Annotated in this window: 20 protein-coding genes; 12 read left to right on the top strand and 8 right to left on the bottom strand. The window is 47.7% G+C overall.

The window, feature by feature from the left end:
- Positions 1–62 precede the first annotated feature (62 nt).
- Positions 63–938, top strand: a complete 876-nt coding sequence (locus EAE30_RS02500; RefSeq protein WP_123014513.1) for an MFS transporter — start codon at positions 63–65, stop codon at positions 936–938.
- Here the strand turns inward: EAE30_RS02500 and EAE30_RS02495 are convergent.
- Entirely contained in the window at positions 923–1,834 is a 912-nt protein-coding gene (locus EAE30_RS02495) for an alpha/beta hydrolase (protein ID WP_123014512.1), read from the bottom strand. The two genes, EAE30_RS02500 and EAE30_RS02495, sit on opposite strands and share 16 nt — an antisense overlap.
- Positions 1,835–2,144: 310 nt before the next feature.
- On the opposite strand from EAE30_RS02495, the gene EAE30_RS02490 reads away from it, so the two are divergent.
- Positions 2,145–2,753 carry a 2OG-Fe(II) oxygenase gene (locus EAE30_RS02490; RefSeq protein WP_123014988.1) on the top strand — a complete coding sequence of 203 codons (609 nt, stop codon included), beginning with the start codon at positions 2,145–2,147 and terminating at the stop codon, positions 2,751–2,753.
- 50 nt (positions 2,754–2,803) lie between these two features.
- On the opposite strand, the gene EAE30_RS02485 is transcribed toward EAE30_RS02490, so the two are convergent.
- The 3 genes from EAE30_RS02485 to EAE30_RS02475 all read right to left on the bottom strand — a co-directional run bounded on the left by EAE30_RS02485 (position 2,804) and on the right by EAE30_RS02475 (position 4,066).
- Complete coding sequence (locus EAE30_RS02485) at positions 2,804–3,199, bottom strand: DUF2391 family protein (RefSeq protein WP_123014511.1); 396 nt, start codon at positions 3,197–3,199, stop codon at positions 2,804–2,806.
- A gap of 46 nt (positions 3,200–3,245) precedes the next feature.
- The gene (locus EAE30_RS02480) at positions 3,246–3,494 is read right to left on the bottom strand and encodes a hypothetical protein (RefSeq protein ID WP_123014510.1); all 249 of its coding nucleotides are present in this window, start codon (positions 3,492–3,494) and stop codon (positions 3,246–3,248) included.
- A 74-nt stretch (positions 3,495–3,568) separates the two neighbouring features.
- Positions 3,569–4,066 (bottom strand): acyl-CoA thioesterase, encoded by a 498-nt coding sequence (locus tag EAE30_RS02475; RefSeq protein WP_123014509.1) that lies wholly within the window; start codon positions 4,064–4,066, stop codon positions 3,569–3,571.
- 231 nt (positions 4,067–4,297) lie between these two features.
- On the opposite strand from EAE30_RS02475, the gene EAE30_RS02470 reads away from it, so the two are divergent.
- The 7 genes from EAE30_RS02470 (at position 4,298) to EAE30_RS02440 (ending at position 11,555) form a co-directional block, all read left to right on the top strand.
- Positions 4,298–5,086 (top strand): AraC family transcriptional regulator, encoded by a 789-nt coding sequence (locus EAE30_RS02470; protein WP_123014508.1) that lies wholly within the window; start codon positions 4,298–4,300, stop codon positions 5,084–5,086.
- Between the two features lie 713 nt (positions 5,087–5,799).
- Positions 5,800–6,747, top strand: coding sequence for an IS30 family transposase (locus EAE30_RS02465; protein ID WP_123014507.1), 948 nt, complete (start codon positions 5,800–5,802; stop codon positions 6,745–6,747).
- 172 nt (positions 6,748–6,919) lie between these two features.
- On the top strand, positions 6,920–8,983 hold the full coding sequence (locus EAE30_RS19120; RefSeq protein WP_123014506.1) for a glycoside hydrolase family 11 protein: 2,064 nt from the start codon (positions 6,920–6,922) through the stop codon (positions 8,981–8,983).
- Positions 8,984–9,415: 432 nt separating this feature from the next.
- Positions 9,416–9,835: a GFA family protein gene (locus tag EAE30_RS02455; RefSeq protein ID WP_123014505.1), complete on the top strand. Its 420-nt coding sequence runs from the start codon at positions 9,416–9,418 to the stop codon at positions 9,833–9,835.
- A 23-nt stretch (positions 9,836–9,858) separates the two neighbouring features.
- Positions 9,859–10,332 (top strand): HAD family hydrolase, encoded by a 474-nt coding sequence (locus EAE30_RS02450; protein WP_123014504.1) that lies wholly within the window; start codon positions 9,859–9,861, stop codon positions 10,330–10,332.
- Positions 10,333–10,394: 62 nt separating this feature from the next.
- Positions 10,395–11,063 (top strand): hypothetical protein, encoded by a 669-nt coding sequence (locus tag EAE30_RS02445; RefSeq protein WP_123014503.1) that lies wholly within the window; start codon positions 10,395–10,397, stop codon positions 11,061–11,063.
- Positions 11,064–11,090: 27 nt separating this feature from the next.
- Positions 11,091–11,555 carry an acyltransferase gene (locus tag EAE30_RS02440; protein ID WP_123014502.1) on the top strand — a complete coding sequence of 155 codons (465 nt, stop codon included), beginning with the start codon at positions 11,091–11,093 and terminating at the stop codon, positions 11,553–11,555.
- Positions 11,556–11,663: 108 nt separating this feature from the next.
- Here EAE30_RS02440 and EAE30_RS02435 read toward each other — a convergent pair whose 3' ends face one another.
- Positions 11,664–12,428, bottom strand: a complete 765-nt coding sequence (locus EAE30_RS02435) for a carboxylesterase family protein (protein ID WP_123014501.1) — start codon at positions 12,426–12,428, stop codon at positions 11,664–11,666.
- A 247-nt stretch (positions 12,429–12,675) separates the two neighbouring features.
- On the opposite strand from EAE30_RS02435, the gene EAE30_RS02430 reads away from it, so the two are divergent.
- Positions 12,676–13,140 (top strand): DUF2127 domain-containing protein, encoded by a 465-nt coding sequence (locus tag EAE30_RS02430; RefSeq protein WP_123014500.1) that lies wholly within the window; start codon positions 12,676–12,678, stop codon positions 13,138–13,140.
- 51 nt (positions 13,141–13,191) lie between these two features.
- Here EAE30_RS02430 and EAE30_RS02425 read toward each other — a convergent pair whose 3' ends face one another.
- Positions 13,192–15,552 (bottom strand): molybdopterin-dependent oxidoreductase, encoded by a 2,361-nt coding sequence (locus EAE30_RS02425; protein WP_123014499.1) that lies wholly within the window; start codon positions 15,550–15,552, stop codon positions 13,192–13,194.
- Positions 15,553–15,820: 268 nt separating this feature from the next.
- Here EAE30_RS02425 and EAE30_RS02420 point away from each other — a divergent pair, with 268 nt between their 5' ends.
- A complete protein-coding gene (locus EAE30_RS02420; protein ID WP_123014987.1) occupies positions 15,821–16,744 on the top strand; it encodes a DUF808 domain-containing protein in 924 nt (307 codons plus the stop codon).
- Positions 16,745–16,812: 68 nt separating this feature from the next.
- Here the strand turns inward: EAE30_RS02420 and pyrC are convergent, their stop codons facing one another.
- A complete protein-coding gene (gene pyrC / locus EAE30_RS02415) occupies positions 16,813–17,847 on the bottom strand; it encodes a dihydroorotase (RefSeq protein ID WP_123014498.1) in 1,035 nt (344 codons plus the stop codon).
- 233 nt (positions 17,848–18,080) lie between these two features.
- Here pyrC and EAE30_RS02410 point away from each other — a divergent pair, with 233 nt between their 5' ends.
- Complete coding sequence (locus tag EAE30_RS02410) at positions 18,081–19,904, top strand: hybrid-cluster NAD(P)-dependent oxidoreductase (protein ID WP_123014497.1); 1,824 nt, start codon at positions 18,081–18,083, stop codon at positions 19,902–19,904.
- Between the two features lie 65 nt (positions 19,905–19,969).
- Here EAE30_RS02410 and EAE30_RS02405 read toward each other — a convergent pair whose 3' ends face one another.
- On the bottom strand, positions 19,970–20,278 hold the full coding sequence (locus tag EAE30_RS02405; protein WP_123014496.1) for a hypothetical protein: 309 nt from the start codon (positions 20,276–20,278) through the stop codon (positions 19,970–19,972).
- Positions 20,279–20,459 lie beyond the last annotated feature (181 nt).

Below are 20,459 nucleotides of genomic sequence, written 5' to 3'. Positions count from 1 at the left end.
TATTTCCATGAATGTCGCACTTATTATCTGAAATCGGGTCCTATTAGTCGGCAGTTTAATCAATGCCATTGGCTTCGTCGTCGATTCCACTGATTTTAACCATCATCCGTCGCTTTGCTGACTCCACGGGCAAAAGCAGTACCAAGCTGAACTCGCAGATGCGATCATCGGTCTCGCTACTGTGGGTCGTCGGGCCACCGATCGCTTTTTTCTCGGTCGATAAAATCGGCTTTCGCTCCAATTTTTATTTGTCTGCTGCAGTTGCGCTGGCCGTCTTACTGTTAGTGGTTAGCCAATTGCGCGATCCCCAATTGCCGCCAAAGTCTGAGGATGACCGCCGTTTACCGCCTTTGCCGCGAGTGGTGTGGTGGTTGGGTGGCATTATGCTGCTCGCGAATATGGCAAACAGCATTTATGTGTCGTCAATGCCGCTCTTTGTGACAAAAGAGATGGGGCTGTCCAGTGCGTATCCGGGAGTATTTTTTGGCTTAACCGCGGCGGTTGAGATCCCCATCATGCTCAATGTTGCCAGTTGGTCTAACAAGTACGGTAAGCTCACCATGATTCGCCTTGGTTTTGTGTTTGGGATGGTCTTTTATATTGGTCTGTTTTTCACCGATACCCTTTGGATGTGTATTGCCTTGCAACTGATCAACGGCCTATTTTTCGGTATTTTTGCTGGGTTAGGTATCACCGTGATGCAAGATTATGCCCCAGAGACCATTGGTAAAGCGTCTGCCTTTTATACCAACTCAATGTTGGTGGGGACCATGCTGGGCACCAGTATCATGGGGGTGATTGCGCAATATTATGGCTTTAAAGCGCCTCTGTTGTTAAGCCTTGCGATGTTGGGTTGCGCGCTGATTGGCTTGTGGTGGTTTGAACGCCACTTTGAACCTCGTCGTTCGCAGTGGCGTCAAAATCAGGCGAATTTATGATGGCGAATCCAGTGGTTGAGCCAATCTAACCAAGACGCGACGGGCAAGCCTGTGGTTTGCCGAATCCCAAAACCATGGCCTCCTTGTTCCACTAAATGCAGTTCGACCGGAATGTCATGAGCTTTGAGTGCTCGCCACATTATCAAGCTGTTTTCTGGGCTGACGTTGGGATCGTCACTGGCATGCAGAAGAAAACAAGGAGGCACGTTTTGATGCACCATGGTTTCTACTGAGTAAGCTGGATGCAGCGTCTCGTAGGCGAGGGTGCCCAGCAACTGTTGCCGAGAACCTAAATGCGTGATGCTTTCATTCATGGTGATTACAGGATAAATCAATCCCATAAAATCAGGGCGTGCTGAGCGTTCATCGCAGGCATCGCACGGTGAGTAGATGGCGTGTTGATACATGCAACTTAACCAGCCAGCGAGATGGCCCCCCGCAGAAAACCCCACGACGCCAAGCGAGGTAAGCGACCAAGTTTCTTGCTGGTGGCGAATGAGGCGCATCGCGCGTTGGGCATCGGCTAAAGCGGCTTGGGAGCCTAAATCGTGGCCATCGCCCGGTAGGCGATAGTTTAATATAAAGCAGGTATAGCCATGTTGTTTCAGTTTCTCCGCAATATCGATGCCTTCTTTATCATACGCTATCTTAGTGTACCCTCCGCCAGGAATGAGCAACACACCAATACCGTTGGAGATCGTTGGTGTGACTATCGTAAGCTCTGGATGTGCCGTGCTCATGGTTAGGCGATCATGGTAGTCTCCATCGCTACGTTCGATATAGTGGGGGCTTAACGTGGCGGTGTGAGCGGTATTGAGCGGCCAAAGTGGTTGCACTGGGTACTGAGGGCTCAATTCTTCCAGTGACGAAAAAGCGATCGGCTGAGTGTCCGTCATTCTCTATAACCTCCTAAAAACATGATCCATCAAACTTTTGCACAGCAAATCCTAAAAAGCCAGCGCGAGGTAAGACGCGGTGTTGATTTTGGCATCGCAATGAACGATATGCCGTTAAGTGTACTCCAGTTTTATCCACTCGTTCTATCGAGTCTCCACGACACGCATCACATTCTAAGTGCTTCATTTGCAGTAAGTTATTCCTTTGCTGATCCGACTATCGAAAATACTTATCGATAAGATAAATTTTTCTAGTTGTTAGCACCGTACGAATTCCCTATAAGTGTCTGTTTTTTATTGAGGATAGATGATGTCATTGGATAAGTTAATGGAAAATATCGAAAAGCACGGATGGTTTGTGTGGGACGATTTTTTGTCGGCTGAGCAAGTCAGTGAACTTCGCCAATGTATACCGAGTGAGTGGAAGCAAGCCAAAATTGGCCGCCGTGATGATACCCATCAAGATACGCGTCGTCGGACTGATAAAATTCACTGGATGAACGCGACAATGGGCGCGCCAGTACAAGATTATTTGGATCGCATGGCAGCCATTCAAACCATGATGAATCAACGTTTCTTTATGGGGTTATTTGAGTATGAATCACACTTTTCTAAGTACGAAGAGGGCGATTTTTATGAAAAACATTACGACTCATTTCAAGGCAGCAGCAACCGTCGTTTAACCACGGTTTTTTATCTCAATGAAGAATGGACGCCAGAACACGGCGGCATACTCAAGCTCTATGATCAACATGACCATAGGCTTGCAGAGATTGAACCTATCGCTGGCCGTTTAGTGGTGTTTCTCTCGGAAGAATTTCCTCATGAAGTGTGTGTCAGTCAGCAAGAACGCTATAGCATTGCTGGTTGGTTTCGCGTCAACGGTGTTAAAGATGGCGTGGTCGATATTGCTCAGTAACGCGATGCAGGATGAGAACTCCATGCGCGACAGAGTGGTGATGGAGTGGCTTATTCTTTGTCGAAGCTATCCACCACAATCGCGCCCATGGATGCTGGCATGGTAATGACAATGATGCGCTTTACCGCCACGACGGTATCGCTAATCAGTGGCAGTTTATCTAACGATAGCAGCACCAGCGCAACAATAATGGCCGCGATGAAGTAGGCGATAACGATACGAAAAAGATAAATACGAATACGAGTACGGATATTCGCTTGGAATACGCTTTGATAAGCGAACCCCGCCAAAAAGACTAACGACAAGATCAGTAATAACACGACATTGATTGTCGGCAAGGTCGCGCCTAAGGTCCACGCTTCCTCAGAAAACGAAATCGGTACGGCTAATGCAAACGCACCGACACAAACTTGAATGGCATCTTCGCTATTAAAATGACGTGACATGAGGTTCCTTGCCCAAGATAGAGTCACAACCTAAAGGAATGGCGGGTCATTGTGTGACTGGCATGTATTGACTGCGCCAGTATTGTAGCAAGACCAATAATTGTTCTTCATACAAAGCGACTTTACGAAATAAGTCCGCGAATGTCGCATCGCCCCCAAAACAGGTTTGAATATAATGGTTGATCTGCTGGGGAGTATAACCTTCTACATATAATGCTCGCACCCACTGGTATTCAAGTGCTTTGAGGTTATTCAAACTGGACTCCGCCAGCATCACCTTTATTTTTTTGGTCATTCCATTTTTTCGGTTTTATACAGGTAACCGGATTACACCAAATGGAGATGAACTTTCTATGACGAGAAAGCTATTTATGATGTTTCCTCATCAAAGGGCATCACATGAGCTTGCATCTCATCGCCAATTTGTTTTCTCATATTCATTAAGCGAATGGCCGATTCGCGCAGAAAGATATCCTTGGGTTCGGTGGGGTTCCACTGAGGGACTGAGGTGGGTTTGCCATCCTCTCCGACCGCCACCATGATGACAATACAATGGGTTGTGAGCGTTTGCGCGGGATCTTTCGGGTCATTGGCGCGGACATCCAGCCCAATGTGCATTGAGGTGTTGCCTGTATAGATGATTTTGGCATGCACTTCCACTAAGCTACCCACTAAAATCGGTGCAACAAATCGGATGCCACCAGCGTAAGCCGTAATGCAGTATTTCTTACTCCACCCCGCAGCACACGCATACGCGGCTAAATCTATCCATTTCATGACCGCGCCGCCATGTACCTTGCCGCCAAAATTTACATCACTGGGCTCTGCTAAAAAACGCAGAGTAATATCGCGACTGCCATGTTCCATATTGTGTCACCTATCCTAGATAAAATTGCAGTCTTATCAGTATAAACATAATTCACTCGAACTGAATAAGATCAATGCCTTGCTGCGTACTTTGTGGAGCTTGTGAGAGCAAGTTCACATCTTGTGGGCATCGTGAGACCAGGTCGCAATCTTGTGTTCACTGATGGTAAGACACTGCATGCGCAGGTATAGTAAAGACTTCATCAAGGTGCCCTGATATAGAGACTATTTGTGAAGCATTCTACTCGTCATTTACATCCCTCATTAGCGATTGAACAAGCTCCAGCGGACGTCTTTCTTAATTTTGAAGATTTCCTTTCCAATACGGAAACCCGAGTACATAGTCACCCTTGGGGTCAGGTACAACTGATTTCCGGGGGGATTTTAGAGGTGGAAGCTCAGGATACCCGTTTTCTGGCACCTCCCCACTTAGCCATATGGGTTCCTGCCGGCGTGATGCATAAAAGTTTTAATCGACGGCCGCTCGAATATTGCTCGATTAATATGGCATCAGCACTGACCAAGAGTTTTCCTTCTGATACTAGCTTGATTAAAGTCACGCCGATTATTGCGGCCATTATTGATGATTTTCGTCAAAGACAGATTAGTGTTGCTCAATCGAAAGCGGATCAGCGGTTAATGCAAGTGATGCTGGATCAATTGGCGATTCAGCCAACCCAACATCACTTTTTGCCCAGTAGTGATCACAAATACCTAGCTCCGATTCTGCGCGCTATGGAGCTCAATCCGGTCGATAATACGCCATTAAAAGAATGGGCCAATCGCGTGCATACCACCGAGCGAACACTCGCACGTTACTGTCATGATGAGCTGGGAATGAGTTTTACCGAATGGCGCTTACGGTTGCGTTATTTGCATTCGATGGAGTTATTACGTCATGGACATGCGGTGAAAGAGGTGGCCTTAACGTTAGGTTATCAACAAGCCAGTCCGTTTATTACCATGTTTAAAAAGTATTCTGGCCTTACCCCTGATCAATATAAACACCGATTATCATAATGATGAATAGAGAGAGTCTGAAATTCCGCTATTTTTGACTCTCTTCGTTGGCGTGCATCATCAATATTCATTTTATGACGATGGATATTGTATCTGAGAGCCGAGTTATTGCATTTTTCTTTGAATCGGTATCACAGTGATATCAAACCTCATCAATGATGCAATGTTTCGATTATTTAATAATATTTTCAGTATAAGTACCTAAGAATATATTAAAAGCTCTCGGCCTTGGTATCGCGAGGGTTTTATATTTACCGATGTTTAATGTTTTTAATTCATGGGGTTATTGCAATTTCTTTATTCCTTGGTTTTGGTTAGCGCCCCTTTTTACAATAACAGTGTGTAAGATTCATATAATGTTTGACTTTCTAAGTGGTTGGTGAAAAACAATCAATAGTTATGGTCAAATTAACCTAATGACAATAGGTGATTATTTTAATACGTTAAATTTGTATAAAATAAGGAATGAGTGATTTAAATAACCTTGTCAATATAAGTGATAGTTTTATCTTTTTTCATAACGGCATTATCAAATTACTTTTTACTTTGAGTCTCTTCACCTTTGCAAAAATTCTTATTGGTCATTATGAATATGAGTTCTACATTCTCCCGATTTCAGATAATAAGTGCGACATTCATGGAAATATGTAGAAGAAGAAGCCAACTGCTGAAAGTGGTACGCTCTTCTCGCCAAAGAAACAAGCAGTACTACCATGAATTATCAGCAGTTGACCGAGGGCAGAAGATACCAGATTTCTGCTCTTTTGGAACGGGGAATTTCGGTTTCTGAAATAGCTAAAACCGTTCAGTGCCACCGCTCGACAGTATATCGGGAGCTTAAGCGAGGTCGTAAAGGCAACATTTATTGCCCAAATAAAGCCCAGCTGTTGTCGATTAAAAAGCGCAGAACAGCGCGTAAATACCGCATACCAAAGGAGCGTGTGGATTTTATCCGTCTTCTTTTAGAAACAGATTGGAGTCCAGAGCAGATTTCCAATGTATTAACGAAAGTTGGGGCCGCTGTCAGTCACGAGTGGGTCTATCGCTTTGTCGCACAAGATAAACGCATGGGCGGTAAGTTATATCGCCACTTGAGGCAAGGACACAAGCGTTATCGCCGCGGTAAAAAAGAGAAAGCGCCAGCGATAAAGAATGCCGTTTCGATTGATGACAGACCAAGCATCGTTGACGGTAAGGAGCGGTTTGGTGACTGGGAAATCGACACCGTGCTAGGTAAGCATGGTACAGGTGCGATGGTGACTATTTTAGAGCGTAAGACACGATTTTACGTAGTAAAGAAAGTGCCATCTAAGTCAGCGAATGATGTTACCAAAGCCACCATAGAGCTACTCATGCCTTATAAGAACCATGTCCATACCATTACGGCAGATAACGGACGAGAGTTTGCAGGTCATGAAACCATCGCAAAAGAATTAGAGGCTGATGTCTACTTTGCTCATCCTTATAGCTCTTGGGAGCGTGGTGCTAATGAGAATGCGAACGGTCTTTTAAGGCAATATGTGAAGAAAGGAACTGACTTAACGACGGTGACTGACATAGATATAGAGTTCGCTTTATCTCGGATAAACTATCGTCCAAGAAAGTGCTTAGGCTTCAAGCAGCCAGCCATTATATTTAAGGAAATGGCTTTGGTTGCTTGATATTGGAGAATGTCGCACTTCGCAGTTGAATTCGGGCTCTATTACTTAACGCTTTTTAACGAGAAAAGTGGGGTGTTAAGTCAAGGAAAACTGACTGACCAGAACATCAATGGTAGTTAACGGCCCAACCTCTGTGCGTCGTATTGGTTGAGAGTAAAACGGGAGAATAACAATGGCCATAATGGGAAATACGACTTCTTACGCAAAAAAAATCTTAACGATTTTGACCGTCACGGCCGCCATGTTGTCGGCAACGGCGACTGAGGCAAAGACGCTGACCTCCAACGAAACGGGGACGCATAACGGGTACTATTATTCGTTTTGGACAGATGCCCCAGGGACGGTCTCGATGACCTTGGGCAATGGCGGGAATTACAGTTCACAATGGAGTAACACGGGTAACTGGGTGGGGGGCTTAGGCTGGAACCCAGGTGGCCGCCGCACAGTGAAGTATTCCGGCACCTTCAATCCTTCAGGGAACGGTTATTTAACTTTGTACGGGTGGACCACCAATCCGCTGGTGGAATATTACATCGTTGATAACTGGGGCAGTTATCGCCCTGGTGCAAACGGTACGTATTACGGTACCGTGAACACGGATGGCGGCACTTACGATATTTACCGTACGCAGCGAGTTGATAAACCGTCGATCGAAGGGGATCATTCCACCTTCTATCAATACTGGAGTGTGCGCCAGCAAAAACGCACTGGCGGTACAATCACTTCTGGCAATCACTTTGATGCATGGGCCAGCAAAGGCTTAAATCTTGGCACTCACAGCTATATGGTGATGGCGACTGAGGGCTATCAAAGTAGTGGTAGTTCGAATATCACACTCGGTAGCAGTGGCAATGACGGCGGCAATAATGATGGTCCAAGCGCCCCAAGTAGTACAGACATCATAGTGCGCGCGATGGGCGTAACGGGTCAGGAGCACATCAATCTATTGATTAATGGTGCGGTGGTTGCTGATTGGACTTTAAGCAACAGTTTCCAAGATTACACTTATAGCGGTAAGGCGGCTGGGGATGTACAAGTTGAGTATGACAACGATACGACAGGTCGCGATGTGACCTTAGATTCGGTGTATATCAATGGTGAAACCCGCCAAGCGGAAGATATGGAATACAATACTTCAACCTATGACAATGGTGAATGCGGTGGTGGTTCATACTCGCAAAACATGGACTGTAATGGTGTGATTGGGTTTGGCAACACTGATGACTGCTTCAGTGGAAATTGCCCGACGAATAGCGTGAGCAATGGGGGCGTTGAGGTGCGCGCTCGCGGGGTTTCTGGCAACGAACACATCAATCTACTGATTGCGGGTACCGTCGTTGCAGACTGGACGTTGAGTACCAGCTATCAAAGTTACACCTACACTGGCAATGCGACCGGAGATATCCAAGTTCAGTACGACAATGACACAACCGGCCGCGACGTCGTTCTCGACTATATTGTTGTCAACGGGGAAACGCGCCAAGCCGAAGACATGGAATACAATACGTCTACTTACGGTAATGGTGAATGTGGGGGCGGGTCATACTCGCAAAACATGGATTGTAATGGTGTGATTGGTTTTGGTAATACCGACGATTGTTTTAGCGGCGATTGTACGGTCGATAATGGCAATGGTGGTGGTAACGGAGGGGATAATGGTATGTGTAATGGCTATGTCGGTATTACGTTTGACGATGGCCCTACTAGCAATACCGGTACACTGACTAACCTTCTAAAACAAAACGATCTCACGCCCGTGACATGGTTTGTTTGGGGACAGCGCGCAAGCAATAACCCATCGATGATCTCTCGCATGCGAGAGGTGGGAGTGGCACAAAACCACAGCTATACGCATCCGCACTTAGCAAATTACGGCTATCAGCAAATTATTAATGAGCTAAGTCGCACTAATCAGGTCATCCAAAATTCTGGAGCGCCAGCACCGACGTTGCTTCGTCCACCCTATGGTGAAGTCACCTCAACCATTTGCCAAGCGGCGCAAAGCCTTGGTATGAGTGTCATTACGTGGGATGTGGATTCTAAAGACTGGAACAACGCAAGCACCAGCGCTATCGTCAATGCAGCCAATCAATTGCAAAACGGACCGGTTATTTTAATGCATGATGGTTACAGCACAACGAACAATGCAGTTGCTCAAATTGCCAATAACTTGAGAGCGAGAGGATTATGCCCAGGACGTATCGATCCTAACACTGGCCGCGCTGTAGCGCCGTAATGTGTTGGGTGAGGACAACTGAGTCGTCTGATATGTCGCATTCGCGATGCCGGTACACTCGCTGTGTCGCACTATTGTCATCGAGCAACCCAATGGCATCGCGATACTAAACAGGGACACACATCTTGCAAGGTGTGTGTCCTTTCTCTTCTCTATTCCTTGGTCTGCGGCCACAAGCGGGGCGCTTCAGTCGAGCAAGGCGGTGTTCGATTTATTTAAGCAATAGGTGATGACGCGCACTGACTCTAGGTAGGATTATCGATAAGAGTTTGCTATAAACATATGCCAACAATGAATATTCCATTGTTTGGGGAATAATAAACGGGCGTTAGGTCGACACAGGACGCAATCGCGGCAGTGAATTGTTGTCGCGATTGCCCTGTGCATCCTCGCGCTGCGCAAAGCGTGTTATCACTGAGTATCGGAGTACTTATGAGCCATCAATATCTAGGATCCTGCCTGTGTGGTGCGGTGAAGTATCAGATTTCAGGTGATTTTCAGTCTTTCTTTTTATGTCACTGTACTCGTTGTCAAAAGGGCACGGGCTCCGCTCATGCGGCCAATCTATTTGCTAAGGGGGGCGTATTGACGTGGTTACAAAATAAAGACGATGTGAAAACCTATCAACATCCTCATTCACAGCATGTAAAAAGCTTTTGTCAACAGTGTGGTTCCGCGCTTCCTACATTGATTGAGTCCATCGATAGTGTATTAGTTCCAGCAGGCAGTCTTGATAGCCCAGTCCCCATCCGGCCGACCGCTCAGATCTTTGTTGAGAGCAGCGTCGGATGGCTTGAAACGTTAGATGATGTGCCGAGTTATGCAACCTTGCCAGTGGATGACAAGAAGTAAACTACCATCGGCAAGGAGGCAACATGAATAAGGTATATTTATTTGATTGGGGTGACACTTTGATGGTCGATAGCCCTGAACAAAGCGGAAAAATGTGCGATTGGGAGACGGTGCAAACGGTGAATGGCGCCACACAAGCGCTACGAACACTGTCGACCAATCACAAGGTGTATGTCGCAACCAACGCTGCAGACTCATCCGAGGTAGACATCAAATCGGTGTTTGAGCGAGTCGGTTTAGCGCAATATATTTCCGGTTACTTTTGTCAATCTACCTTGGGTATAGGGAAAGGCACACTGGCGTTTTTTCATAAGATCATTGACCAGTTGGGTGTGGCGCCTCACTCGATCATCATGGTGGGAGATAACTATGATAACGATATTGCGCCAGCAGTGCGAGCTGGTATTCAAGGGATTTGGTTTAATCCCAAGCACACGCGCGTTCAGGTTGCAAAAGAGGTAAGACAAATCCATCAGCTATCGGAATTATGCGGCTAACAGGGCGAGTGTATCGGACGAGAAGGCGCTTGCTTTCATAGTATTAGAGGGACGAGAATATCATGAAGAAAAACATCACCATCGCGGTGTTGTCAACGGTTCTTACTGCTTGTGCGGGCGGGAGTATTGGCGGCTTATTACCAGCGCCTAAGCGGGTCGATGGTCAGCTCGACGGTAGGGTGTATACGTCTCCTGGGCAGGTCTTTTCAGTGGTTGCACCGGCGAGTGAAGACAAAGGAGAGTGGCGATATACACAGGTCAACGAGCATGCAGAGCAGCATCCTGATCAAAGGTCTCAATTTGTCAGCTTTAAAACGCCCTATGATCATCACTTTTACTCGGTAGAGGTGGTGCAGTTGTTGAATGATAGCCCGCTCAATGACGACACGTTTGCGTTGGTGAAAAATCATAACCTCTCTCGTATTATCTCGTCGACGGAAACGCGCTGGGGAAGCAAGGTGGAAACATTGGCGGACTCTAAGTTAACGTGTAAAAACAAACAATCGTACTCGTATTCGATTTACAAGCAGCATATCACGTCCTACACGCCTAACTTTGATAAGTATTTTTTGATTTCTCAGTCATATCAAGGCAATACCATTGTTGTCGTCACCAGCGAATTGAATTTTGACCTAAGAGATACCCCCCCAGATGAAGCGAACATAAAAAATCGGATGTATGGCAAACACAATAGATTGGCGTGCTCGGTTAAATTGGGCGCTGAGATGTGATTCAATGAGTCGGTTGCAGGAGTGAGCATGGCGAAACCACGGGTGTTAAAAGCGCAAATTAAGGATCTTATCTGCGGTGATAACGTGACGATTATTGAGCCTGCCAATGTCTATGGTTGTGAGCTTAAAGACGACGTCTTTGTTGGGCCGTTTGTTGAAATTCAGAAAAATACGGTGATTGGTGCACGTACCAAGATTCAGTCGCATACGTTTGTGTGTGAATATGTTCATATTGGCCGCGACTGTTTTATTGGCCATGGTGTGATGTTCGCTAATGATCTGTTCAAAAGCGGTCGGCCTGATCCAAACCCGACTCATTGGGGACGGACAGTGATTGCCAACAATGTGACGATTGGCTCAAATGCCACCATATTGGCCGTGACGATATGCAGTGACGTGGTCATTGGTGCGGGGAGCGTGGTGACAAAAGACATTACCGAATCCGGCATTTATGCGGGTAACCCAGCTCGTAAACTCAGAGATATTTCTTAATGCATCGGCTCTGACGGGGGCTCATGGTGTTGTTTTAAGAACCGACCATCGTTTTGAGAAGCGACCATCACAGCGCACCAAGCCGGGCGCTGTGATGATACCAGACCACTATTTGTGGTGTTTTATCAGCCAGCGATACACTTTATCGTTGCTGTAAGCGGTTTTCCACGATGAGGCGTGGTCTCCGCCCTCAATTTCCGTATAGCGAATCGTGGAGGTTGACCCGCCAGAGCGGATGATGGCATCGACCATCTCGCGTGAATAATCGACACTGGTCACTTCATCAGCGCTGCCATGGAAAACCCACGTTGGAATGTGATTGATGGTTTTCGCCTGTTTCGGATCGGCGCTTCCTGCAATAGGAAGTGCTGCGGCAAACAGAGTCGGGCGCTGCATCATCGCGTTCCAGACCCCTTGTCCACCGCGTGACAACCCAGTGATATAAATTCTATTTTTATCAATATGAGGGTTGGTTTTGATCATATGGTCGACCAAGTGGAGTAGCGCAGTCATGGATGGCGTAGACGGCGTTTTTTTAAAATTGTACGCCGCAAGGGTTGTGCTCGCCCAGCGCATCGGCCCCGGTGTTTGTGGGGCGAGTACGTAGGCCGTTTGCAGACGTTGATTTTTAGGGCTAGCAAAATATTGTGGGCCCCAATTGGTGTTTTTATACATTTGCGCTTGGTTATCGGTGCCTGCTTCCCCAGTACCATGTAAATGAATGATCAGTGGTAATCTGCCACTCGCTTGTGGCGAATAGAATTGGTAGGGGAGCGTAAACTGGCCATCGTGATACTGTTTGGCTTGCCAGCCTGCCATCGCTGGGCTGGCGCAGAGTATGGATGCTGCCATGAGCAGAAAAGATTTCAACATGTAGACCTCTGTTATGTGTCGGGTTATTGTTATAATGTAACCGGTATCATAGGCGAGAGATGACGTAAGAGTCGAGGATGTATTTCACAAATATTGATAATTTCATCTAATACTGTCTTTGATAACCCTATCAAAAAAAGCAGCCTTTGCTCCCCAGAATCGATATAGTATTAGCAATGCATACAGAACACCTTGGCGAACGTTCCAGTGGGATGCGTCGTCCTATAACCATGAGTAAATAATCACTATGAGAACCGTGAATAAAGGCTTGAGATTGGTGGCGATATTGGAAGCGTTTAAAGGCCTGATATCACTGTGCGTCGGTTTGGGGCTTCATGTATTAGCGGGGCATAATTTGCGACAGTTTGCTGAATCTATCGTCAGTCATGCTCATTTGAATCCAGCCAGTCATTTGCCAAGCATTTTTATCAATGCATTGGGTCACTTATCGGACAGTAACCTGATGTTACTTGCCCTTGGGGCGTTTCTCTATTCCCTCGTACGGTTGGTTGAAGCGTATGGATTGTGGCATGCGCTTGTCTGGACAGAATGGTTTGCGCTGATCAGCGGAGCGATATATGTGCCATTTGAACTGTATGAATTGTTTCATCATACCAGTGTATTGGGCGTTAGCGTGCTGTTCGTCAACCTCGTGATTGTTGGGTACATGGCGCATATGCTTTTCGCCAAAGAGGAATCACGCTCAACCTAGCGCACTATAAAACGCTGGGATAGGCTGAGCGTGAGGCGTCGATGTTACGCCTTATGATTGGTGATGGTCAGTCTCGGTGGCGAGTGAAGGTAAATCAAAAGCGGTGACGGCGAGCGATTCTCCTTTCCATGCTTGGACTTCAACCAGACAGGTTTGAGCGGTACAGCCTTGAGCAAAACTCGAGGTAGGCACATCGGCGGTTAACGCATTGGGATTGCCATGTTTCTCAAGCCATTCACCTTGGTCATTGTGCCAATGCTGGGGATCGTACCAGGCGCCTGTTGACAGTCTGACCACGCCTTGACGGACCGTCTCACTTGGCACGGCGCTGGCAAGGCAGCGACCACGCTCATTGAAAACTTGCACGAGATCGCCATGCATAATCCCACGACGCTCGGCATCTTGTGGATTGAGATAAATGGGTTCGCGACCATTGATGCGGTCTTTACGACTGTGTGGACTATGGTCGAGCTGACTGTGCAATTTGTTCTTTGGCTGATCGGAGATTAAATGCAATGGAAATTGCTCGGCTTTCGGGCTGCCTAACCATTCATGGGGTTCAATCCAGCACGCGTAGCCCGGGCAATCTTGCAAACCAAAATCGGCAATCGATTGAGAGAAAATCTCGATTTTGCCCGATGGCGTTTTCAATGGATTAGCGTCAGGATCGCGTCGGAACGCCTCGAGCATAATGACCGGGTCGTCAGAGTGCGGCATGTCCGCGGTATTGTTTTGCCAGAAGGTCGCAAAGTCAGGCAATTCAAAGTCTTCTTGTTCTTTCAGCGCTTGACGCCAATGGCTGTACAAATGCTCTAGCCACTCATCCGCCGTTTTCCCTTCCGTAAACTGCTCGGCAATGCCCAGACGCTCGGATAACGCGGCAAAAATGGCGTAATCATCCCATGCTTGTCCCTCGGGTAATTTCGCCTGTTTCATCGCGGCAATAATGGGCTCACGCTTGGCGTAGAAAATATCATTACGCTCTATCGTGGTGGTGGCCGGGAAGACGATATCCGCCATCTTGGCGGCTGGCGTCCAATATTGTTCATTGGTGATGATGGTTTCAGGGCGCTGCCACGCTTGCGATAAGCGCTTGAGGTCTTGATGGTGATGGAAGGGGTTGCCACCCGCCCAATAGATTAAGCGGATATCTTGATATTGGTAGGTCTTCCCTTCATAGGTAAAGTGCTCTCCCGGATGAAGTAACATATCGGCAATGCGTGCGACCGGAATAAAATGCTCAACCGCATTCTTACCTTGCGATAAGGTGGGGCCAAACACATGCTTATGCGGACTGCCCAGCAAATTTTCCGCGCCGTAACAAAACGCAAACCCGCCACCGGGTAAGCCAATTTGCCCGAGCATCGCTGCCAAGGTAATCAGTGCAAAACACGGTTGTTCACCATGATCGGCGCGTTGCAGTGACCATGCCATATTGATCATCGAGCGATGAGATGACAATTCGAAGGCCAATTGTTCAATGCGCTCAGCAGGAAGGCCCGTGATAGCCGCAGCCCAGTGCGCATCCTTGGGTTGATGATCCGTCTCGCCTGTCACATAACGTTCAAACTCTGAGTAGCCCACACAATAACGCTCGATAAAATCGCGATCATGTAAATCGTGCTTCCATAAGGTGTAGGCCAGCGCAAGCATCAGCGCGGTATCGGTGTTGGGTTTGATGGGCAGCCATTCAACATTGCCACCGGTTTCAATATCATCAGATACAGGGCTGACGTTGATGAAACGCACGCCAGCGTTATGCATGGCATTTAAGCCACCGCGGGTGCGGTGTTCAGCGGTGCCGCCCGTCGATACCTGCGCATTTTGATATTTTGAACCACCAAATGACAAAAACAGCTCACAATGCTTTTCCATGGTCTTCCAATCGGTATGGGACTCCATGAGATCTTTCATTGGCATCACCAGCCAATGCAATAATGCGCTCGCAGCGCCGAGGCTGTAGGAGTTTTTACTGCGCACATAGCCACCAAAGCTATTTAAAAAACGATGCACTTGGCTTTGTGAATGATGAAAACGTCCCGCACTTGACCAACCATACGACCCACCAAAAATCGCTTGGTTGCCATGCTGCTGTTTGACTTTGCGTAATGCATCAGCGGCGTAGTCTAAGGCGGTATCCCACGACACTTCGATGTACTCATCGCCGCCACGGGGTGCACTCGGTTTCCCTTGCTGTTGGTCTAACCAGCCTTTACGTATGGCCGGTTTTTGCACGCGTAACGCCTCGACTTGAGGGTGATTCAAATAACGACCAATATCAGAAGGGTTAGGATCATGACGGTAAGGGCCGATCGTCATGTTTTCCGTCATGCTCTGTGAGATTTCGTACAATCCCCAATGGGCGGCAGTATAAGTGATAGCTTGGCCTTGCTGATTATCATTCTTGGACATGAATGCGACTCTCCTAGACGTTTTCTTGTGCTTGCTGCTGAGGTTCAATCATCATTGATTGCGCTGAAGCCGTCAAGACTCCTGACTGGTTTGTTGGGCGACTCGGTGAACGCCGATAGGAAGGGGCGGGTGGCATGGTGTGATTATTTACGTGACGCTGTCACTATCTGTAGTGGACGTATGTTACCTTGCGTGGTATTTATAGATGTGATCATGCGCTTTAGGCATGATGAACCACGATGCTTTTATTGATTATTCGGGAGCCAACATGGCGGGTGCAAGCTTACTGACATTATTAGATGATATTTCGACGGTGCTCGATGATGTGGCCGTTATGTCAAAAGTCGCGGCAAAGAAAACCACAGGGCTTTTAGGGGATGATTTGGCCTTAAATGCCGAGCAAGTTGCGGGCGTTGGGGCAAAGCGTGAATTGCCGGTGGTGTGGGGCGTGGCAAAAGGATCGTTGCGAAACAAATGTATATTAGTGCCGTTGGCCATGGTGATCAGCGCCTTTGTGCCGTGGTTATTAATGCCATTATTGATGCTAGGCGGCCTGTATTTAAGTTTTGAAGGGGCAGAAAAAATCGTTGAGCGATTTGGACCCGGACACAAACAGCGTTCTGCTCAAAAGAAAGAGGCCGCGCATACTGCGCCAGTCGATTTGGAGCGCTATGAGAAACAAAAAGTCAAAGGCGCGATTCGTACCGATTTTATTTTGTCTGCCGAAATCATCGTCATCGCGCTTGGCACGGTACAAGGGCAAGGCACATTGTTCGACCGCATTGTGGTGGTGAGTTTTGTGGCCGTTTTAATGACCGTCGGCGTGTATGGTTTAGTGGCGGTGATTGTCAAACTCGATGATCTCGGCTTTTATTTGAATCGTCGTTCGGATAATCGCGGTATTTTATCGACGCTTGGTAATGGGTTGATCCGCTTTGCGCCAAAACTGATGAAAGGTTTAACCGTTGTCGGCACCTTAGCGATGTTTTTCGTTGGTGGCGGCATTATTGTGCATAATATTCCGCTTGTTCATCATAGCCTTGAGACGTTGCTGGGGGCGCAACAAAATACGGCCTTCGGTACCATGTTGGCCATGCCACTGCTCAATGGATTGGTTGGACTGATTATTGGTTTACTGCTGGTGGCAATCTTAGCGGGATACCACACATTGCTTGGACAAAAGGCGCATTGAGTTGACGCCTTCGACAAGAGACAAAGCGCGCATCGCACGCGCTTTGTCTTCTATCCTTTAGGATGAGATTAAGCGCTCGTAACGGTCCATTGCACGGTTTCTCCAGCGCGCATTGGAATCACAACATTGGCACCAAATTTCATTTCAGTGGGGACTGTCCACGGTTTTTTCTCTAAGGTTACCGTATCTTGGTTGCGAGGCAATCCATAAAAATCCGCACCATTGTGACTGGCAAATGCCTCTAGATTTTCAAGCTTCCCTGCTTTTTCAAATGCTTCTGCATACAGTTCTAACGCGGCATGAGCCGTATAGAGGCCTGCACAACCACAAGCGCTTTCTTTCGCACTTTGCGCATGAGGGGCGGAATCTGTTCCAAGAAAGAATTTTTTATTGCCTGATGTGGCGGCATGAATCAGCGCATCTTGATGCGTCGCCCGTTTAAGAATCGGCAGGCAGTAGAAATGAGGGCGTATACCACCCACCAACATATGATTACGATTAAAGAGCAAATGATGAGCCGTAATGGTCGCGGCAACATTTTCCCCCGCTTGCTTGACGAAAGCGGCGGCATCGGCGGTGGTAATGTGTTCCATGACAATTTTTAAATTGGGGAAGTCGTCGACAAGCGGTGTCATGACGTTATCTAAGAACGCTTTTTCTCGGTCAAAAATATCAACATCACCGTGTGTGACTTCACCGTGAATAAGCAATAAAAGTCCAGCCTCTTGCATGGCTTCCAGTACTGGGTAAATATTTTTAACGGACGTGACACCCGAATCCGAGTTGGTCGTCGCGCCCGCTGGGTACAACTTACACGCGACCACTAAGCCAGAGTGTTTGGCGGCGTAGATATCGTCAGCGGTGGTGTTATCGGTAAGGTAGAGTGTCATTAACGGAGAAAAAGAGGCGGTTGGGTTTTCTGCCATGATGCGATGGTAATACGCTTGGGCCAGCTCGGTATTGATGACGGGGGGAACCAAGTTCGGCATGATTAAGCCTCGGCCATTGTAGCGACTGATATCGCGGACGGTGTCGGTTAAGACGTCTCCATCACGAAGATGAACATGCCAGTCGTCTGGACGAGTAATCGTAAGAGTGGTCATAATAGCTCCCTGCAGAAATAGAAATTAGCCGTGGTGGAGCCTAAGGTTGGGTGTTTTTTAAAACCGTAACGCGTAGGCGACAGGATGATAGAGGAAACCGAAAACGATTGCACTGATTAATTGAGGGTTTTTTGCAGCGGTGACTAGAGGAAACGCGTAGGCACTGCGACAACGTGCAACAGAGACTATTTTGCTTTATGCTTAAAATAATTAAGGATAATAAGGACTTAAAAATGCCAGCTTGTCAGCTTTCTCACATCAATGTTTTTCCTGTTAAATCCGTTGGTGGCGTATCATTGTCTCAGGCATGGGTAGAAAAACAAGGAATGAGTTTTGATCGCCGTTTTATGGTGGCCTATCCCGATGGCGGTATGGTCACGGCGCGCCGCCATCCGCAAATGGTCACGGTGCGTTCGGCATTGCTGCCCCATGGATTGATATTCTCAGCGCCTGAGCTAAGCGCCTCACCGTTGACGCTGCGCTATGATGAGTTGGGTTATGACGCGGTGACGACCAATGTATGGAAAGACACGTTCACTGCGTACTCGACCAATGACGCCGCGAACCAATGGTTTAGCCAAGTGGTTGGTCAACCGGTTCAGCTTTTGTACACCGGGGAACAATCGCAACGGTTTCGTGAGAAGGTCGGACACAATGTCAGCTTTGCGGATGGTTATCCACTCTTAATGATTAGTCAAGGGTCGCTCGATGAGCTTAATCGACGCAGTTTAGAAACGCATAGTATGAGTCAATTTCGTCCTAATCTTGTGGTAGCGAGCTCGACGCCATTTATTGAAGACAGTTGGAAACGCATTCGGATTGGCGAGGTGGAATTTCTCTCGGTGAAGCCGTGTGAGCGCTGTGTTATGACGACCGTCGATACCACCTCAGGACAGTTTCGTGATAGTCAGGAACCCTTAAAAACCTTATTGCGCTTTCGTCAGAATCAAAATGGCGGAGCCGATTTTGGGCAGAACTTAGTGGCGTTAAACGAGGGCATGATCAGTATCGAAGATGACATTGAGGTGCTTGAATACCACGAACCCGTTCAGTATCACGATGATCGACATAAGATGGAATGCGTGGCTCGCGAAGTCATCGCGCGCGATTTTGTGACGTTTTGGCTGCGAACCAAATCAGGTGAGCGTATCCATTATCGTCCCGGTCAGTCTCTTCCGATTGAATTGCACATTGATGGTAAGCTGGTTACGCGCCATTATTCGTTGTCATCGAGCCCAACGCGTCCCGACAGCTTGGCGATTTCGGTCAAACGAGTGGCTGGTGGACGAGTCTCGAATTGGTTGATGGAGCATTTGCAGGTCGGCGACAGCCTCGTGGTGCGAGAGCCGGAAGGCCGGTTCTATCTCGGCGATGAGGCGGCGAGTTCGGCGCCGTTGTTACTGCTCTCTGCGGGCAGTGGTATTACCCCCATGTTATCCATGTTGCGTTACCTCGCCGATCGGCATCAATTAAATGATGTGGTATTTTTTCATCAATGCCGCAGTAAAGCCGACATTCCATGCATGCAAGAACTCGAACAACTGAATCATCAACATCCAGGGTTAGCGGTGCGGCTGTGCTTAACGCAACCGGATGGCGACTGGCATGGTTTGAAAGGTCGCTTATCGTTATCGCATATCAAACCGATTGACAAGCTTGAACAACGGCAAGTGTATGTGTGTGGTCCTGAGGGTTTTATGAACAAAGCCAAACAGTTGCTTACCAAGAAAGGCTTGCCTGAGAGCGCTTATCATCAAGAGTCGTTTGGTGTGGTGACCAAAGTAGCGGAGCCCTTTAAGGCCTTGCAATTAACCATCAATCAACAAGCTGTGAGTGGCAATAATCAACAAACCTTGTTAGATCAAGCGGAAGCGGCTGGGTTGTTCTTGGATTACAGTTGCCGAGCGGGAACTTGTGGGGCATGCCGAGTTCATATCGACAACGGTGAGGTTGAGCAGGCAGACGCGCCAGCGCTCAGTGAGGAAGAGCGTCAACAAGGGCTTGCACTGGCGTGTTGTTGTGTCCCGAAAACCGATGTCACAGTGACCGGAGCGTAGCTCAAGAGACCATGACATCACATTATCGTGCTGACTCACACCGAGCGGATGAGTCAGCCCGTTAATTAAAAGGACAGTTGGTAGTTAAGGGAAAAGCGGTTGTCGTTCGCGGAGATCGACAGGCCGTGCATCACAAAGCGTGAGAGCAGCGTACCCGAGACACATCCCACCAAATCATAACCTAAATCACTGTTACTGAACCCACCATAGCTGATTTCGTCACGGACTTCTTTGGCCACCCCGACCGCCATGCAAGAGGCATTGCTGTAGAGTAAATTATTAAAATACACTTCGGAAGCCGCACCAATCACAAATGACGCTCCGGTGTGTTGGGCGTCATCACGTTCGGAATACCAGTTATTTGCATAGGTCATAGAGGAAACACTGAATAGACAGAGACAGGCGAGAAAACGTCGCCAAAAAAGGGCGTGGCTTATTGTCATTTTTATCAACTTATTTAGGTAAATCATACAGTAAGTCTAGGTGAGAATGAGAGGGTTGTCACGATATGTCGCCGATCGTGAGCAATATCTCCTCTCCATAGTAAGAGCGAGC

This window comes from Vibrio zhugei (genome assembly GCF_003716875.1).
Taxonomy (GTDB): Bacteria; Pseudomonadota; Gammaproteobacteria; order Enterobacterales; family Vibrionaceae; genus Vibrio; species Vibrio zhugei.
The sequence above is the reverse complement of the archived record's forward strand: the minus strand, read 5'-3'. Positions and strand labels throughout refer to the sequence as shown.

Coding starts and splice junctions, on each gene's coding strand:
- EAE30_RS02450 (WP_123014504.1), top strand. CDS start 9,859: ATGAATAAGGTATATTTATTTGATTGGGGTGACACTTTGATGGTCGAT.
- EAE30_RS02485 (WP_123014511.1), bottom strand. CDS start 3,199: ATGTCACGTCATTTTAATAGCGAAGATGCCATTCAAGTTTGTGTCGGT.
- EAE30_RS02445 (WP_123014503.1), top strand. CDS start 10,395: ATGAAGAAAAACATCACCATCGCGGTGTTGTCAACGGTTCTTACTGCT.
- EAE30_RS02500 (WP_123014513.1), top strand. CDS start 63: ATGCCATTGGCTTCGTCGTCGATTCCACTGATTTTAACCATCATCCGT.
- EAE30_RS02405 (WP_123014496.1), bottom strand. CDS start 20,278: ATGACCTATGCAAATAACTGGTATTCCGAACGTGATGACGCCCAACAC.
- EAE30_RS02475 (WP_123014509.1), bottom strand. CDS start 4,066: ATGGAACATGGCAGTCGCGATATTACTCTGCGTTTTTTAGCAGAGCCC.
- EAE30_RS02430 (WP_123014500.1), top strand. CDS start 12,676: ATGAGAACCGTGAATAAAGGCTTGAGATTGGTGGCGATATTGGAAGCG.
- EAE30_RS02425 (WP_123014499.1), bottom strand. CDS start 15,552: ATGTCCAAGAATGATAATCAGCAAGGCCAAGCTATCACTTATACTGCC.
- EAE30_RS02420 (WP_123014987.1), top strand. CDS start 15,821: ATGGCGGGTGCAAGCTTACTGACATTATTAGATGATATTTCGACGGTG.
- EAE30_RS02495 (WP_123014512.1), bottom strand. CDS start 1,834: ATGACGGACACTCAGCCGATCGCTTTTTCGTCACTGGAAGAATTGAGC.
- EAE30_RS02490 (WP_123014988.1), top strand. CDS start 2,145: ATGTCATTGGATAAGTTAATGGAAAATATCGAAAAGCACGGATGGTTT.
- EAE30_RS02440 (WP_123014502.1), top strand. CDS start 11,091: ATGGCGAAACCACGGGTGTTAAAAGCGCAAATTAAGGATCTTATCTGC.
- EAE30_RS02480 (WP_123014510.1), bottom strand. CDS start 3,494: ATGACCAAAAAAATAAAGGTGATGCTGGCGGAGTCCAGTTTGAATAAC.
- EAE30_RS02410 (WP_123014497.1), top strand. CDS start 18,081: ATGCCAGCTTGTCAGCTTTCTCACATCAATGTTTTTCCTGTTAAATCC.
- EAE30_RS19120 (WP_123014506.1), top strand. CDS start 6,920: ATGGCCATAATGGGAAATACGACTTCTTACGCAAAAAAAATCTTAACG.
- EAE30_RS02435 (WP_123014501.1), bottom strand. CDS start 12,428: ATGTTGAAATCTTTTCTGCTCATGGCAGCATCCATACTCTGCGCCAGC.
- pyrC (WP_123014498.1), bottom strand. CDS start 17,847: ATGACCACTCTTACGATTACTCGTCCAGACGACTGGCATGTTCATCTT.
- EAE30_RS02465 (WP_123014507.1), top strand. CDS start 5,800: ATGAATTATCAGCAGTTGACCGAGGGCAGAAGATACCAGATTTCTGCT.
- EAE30_RS02455 (WP_123014505.1), top strand. CDS start 9,416: ATGAGCCATCAATATCTAGGATCCTGCCTGTGTGGTGCGGTGAAGTAT.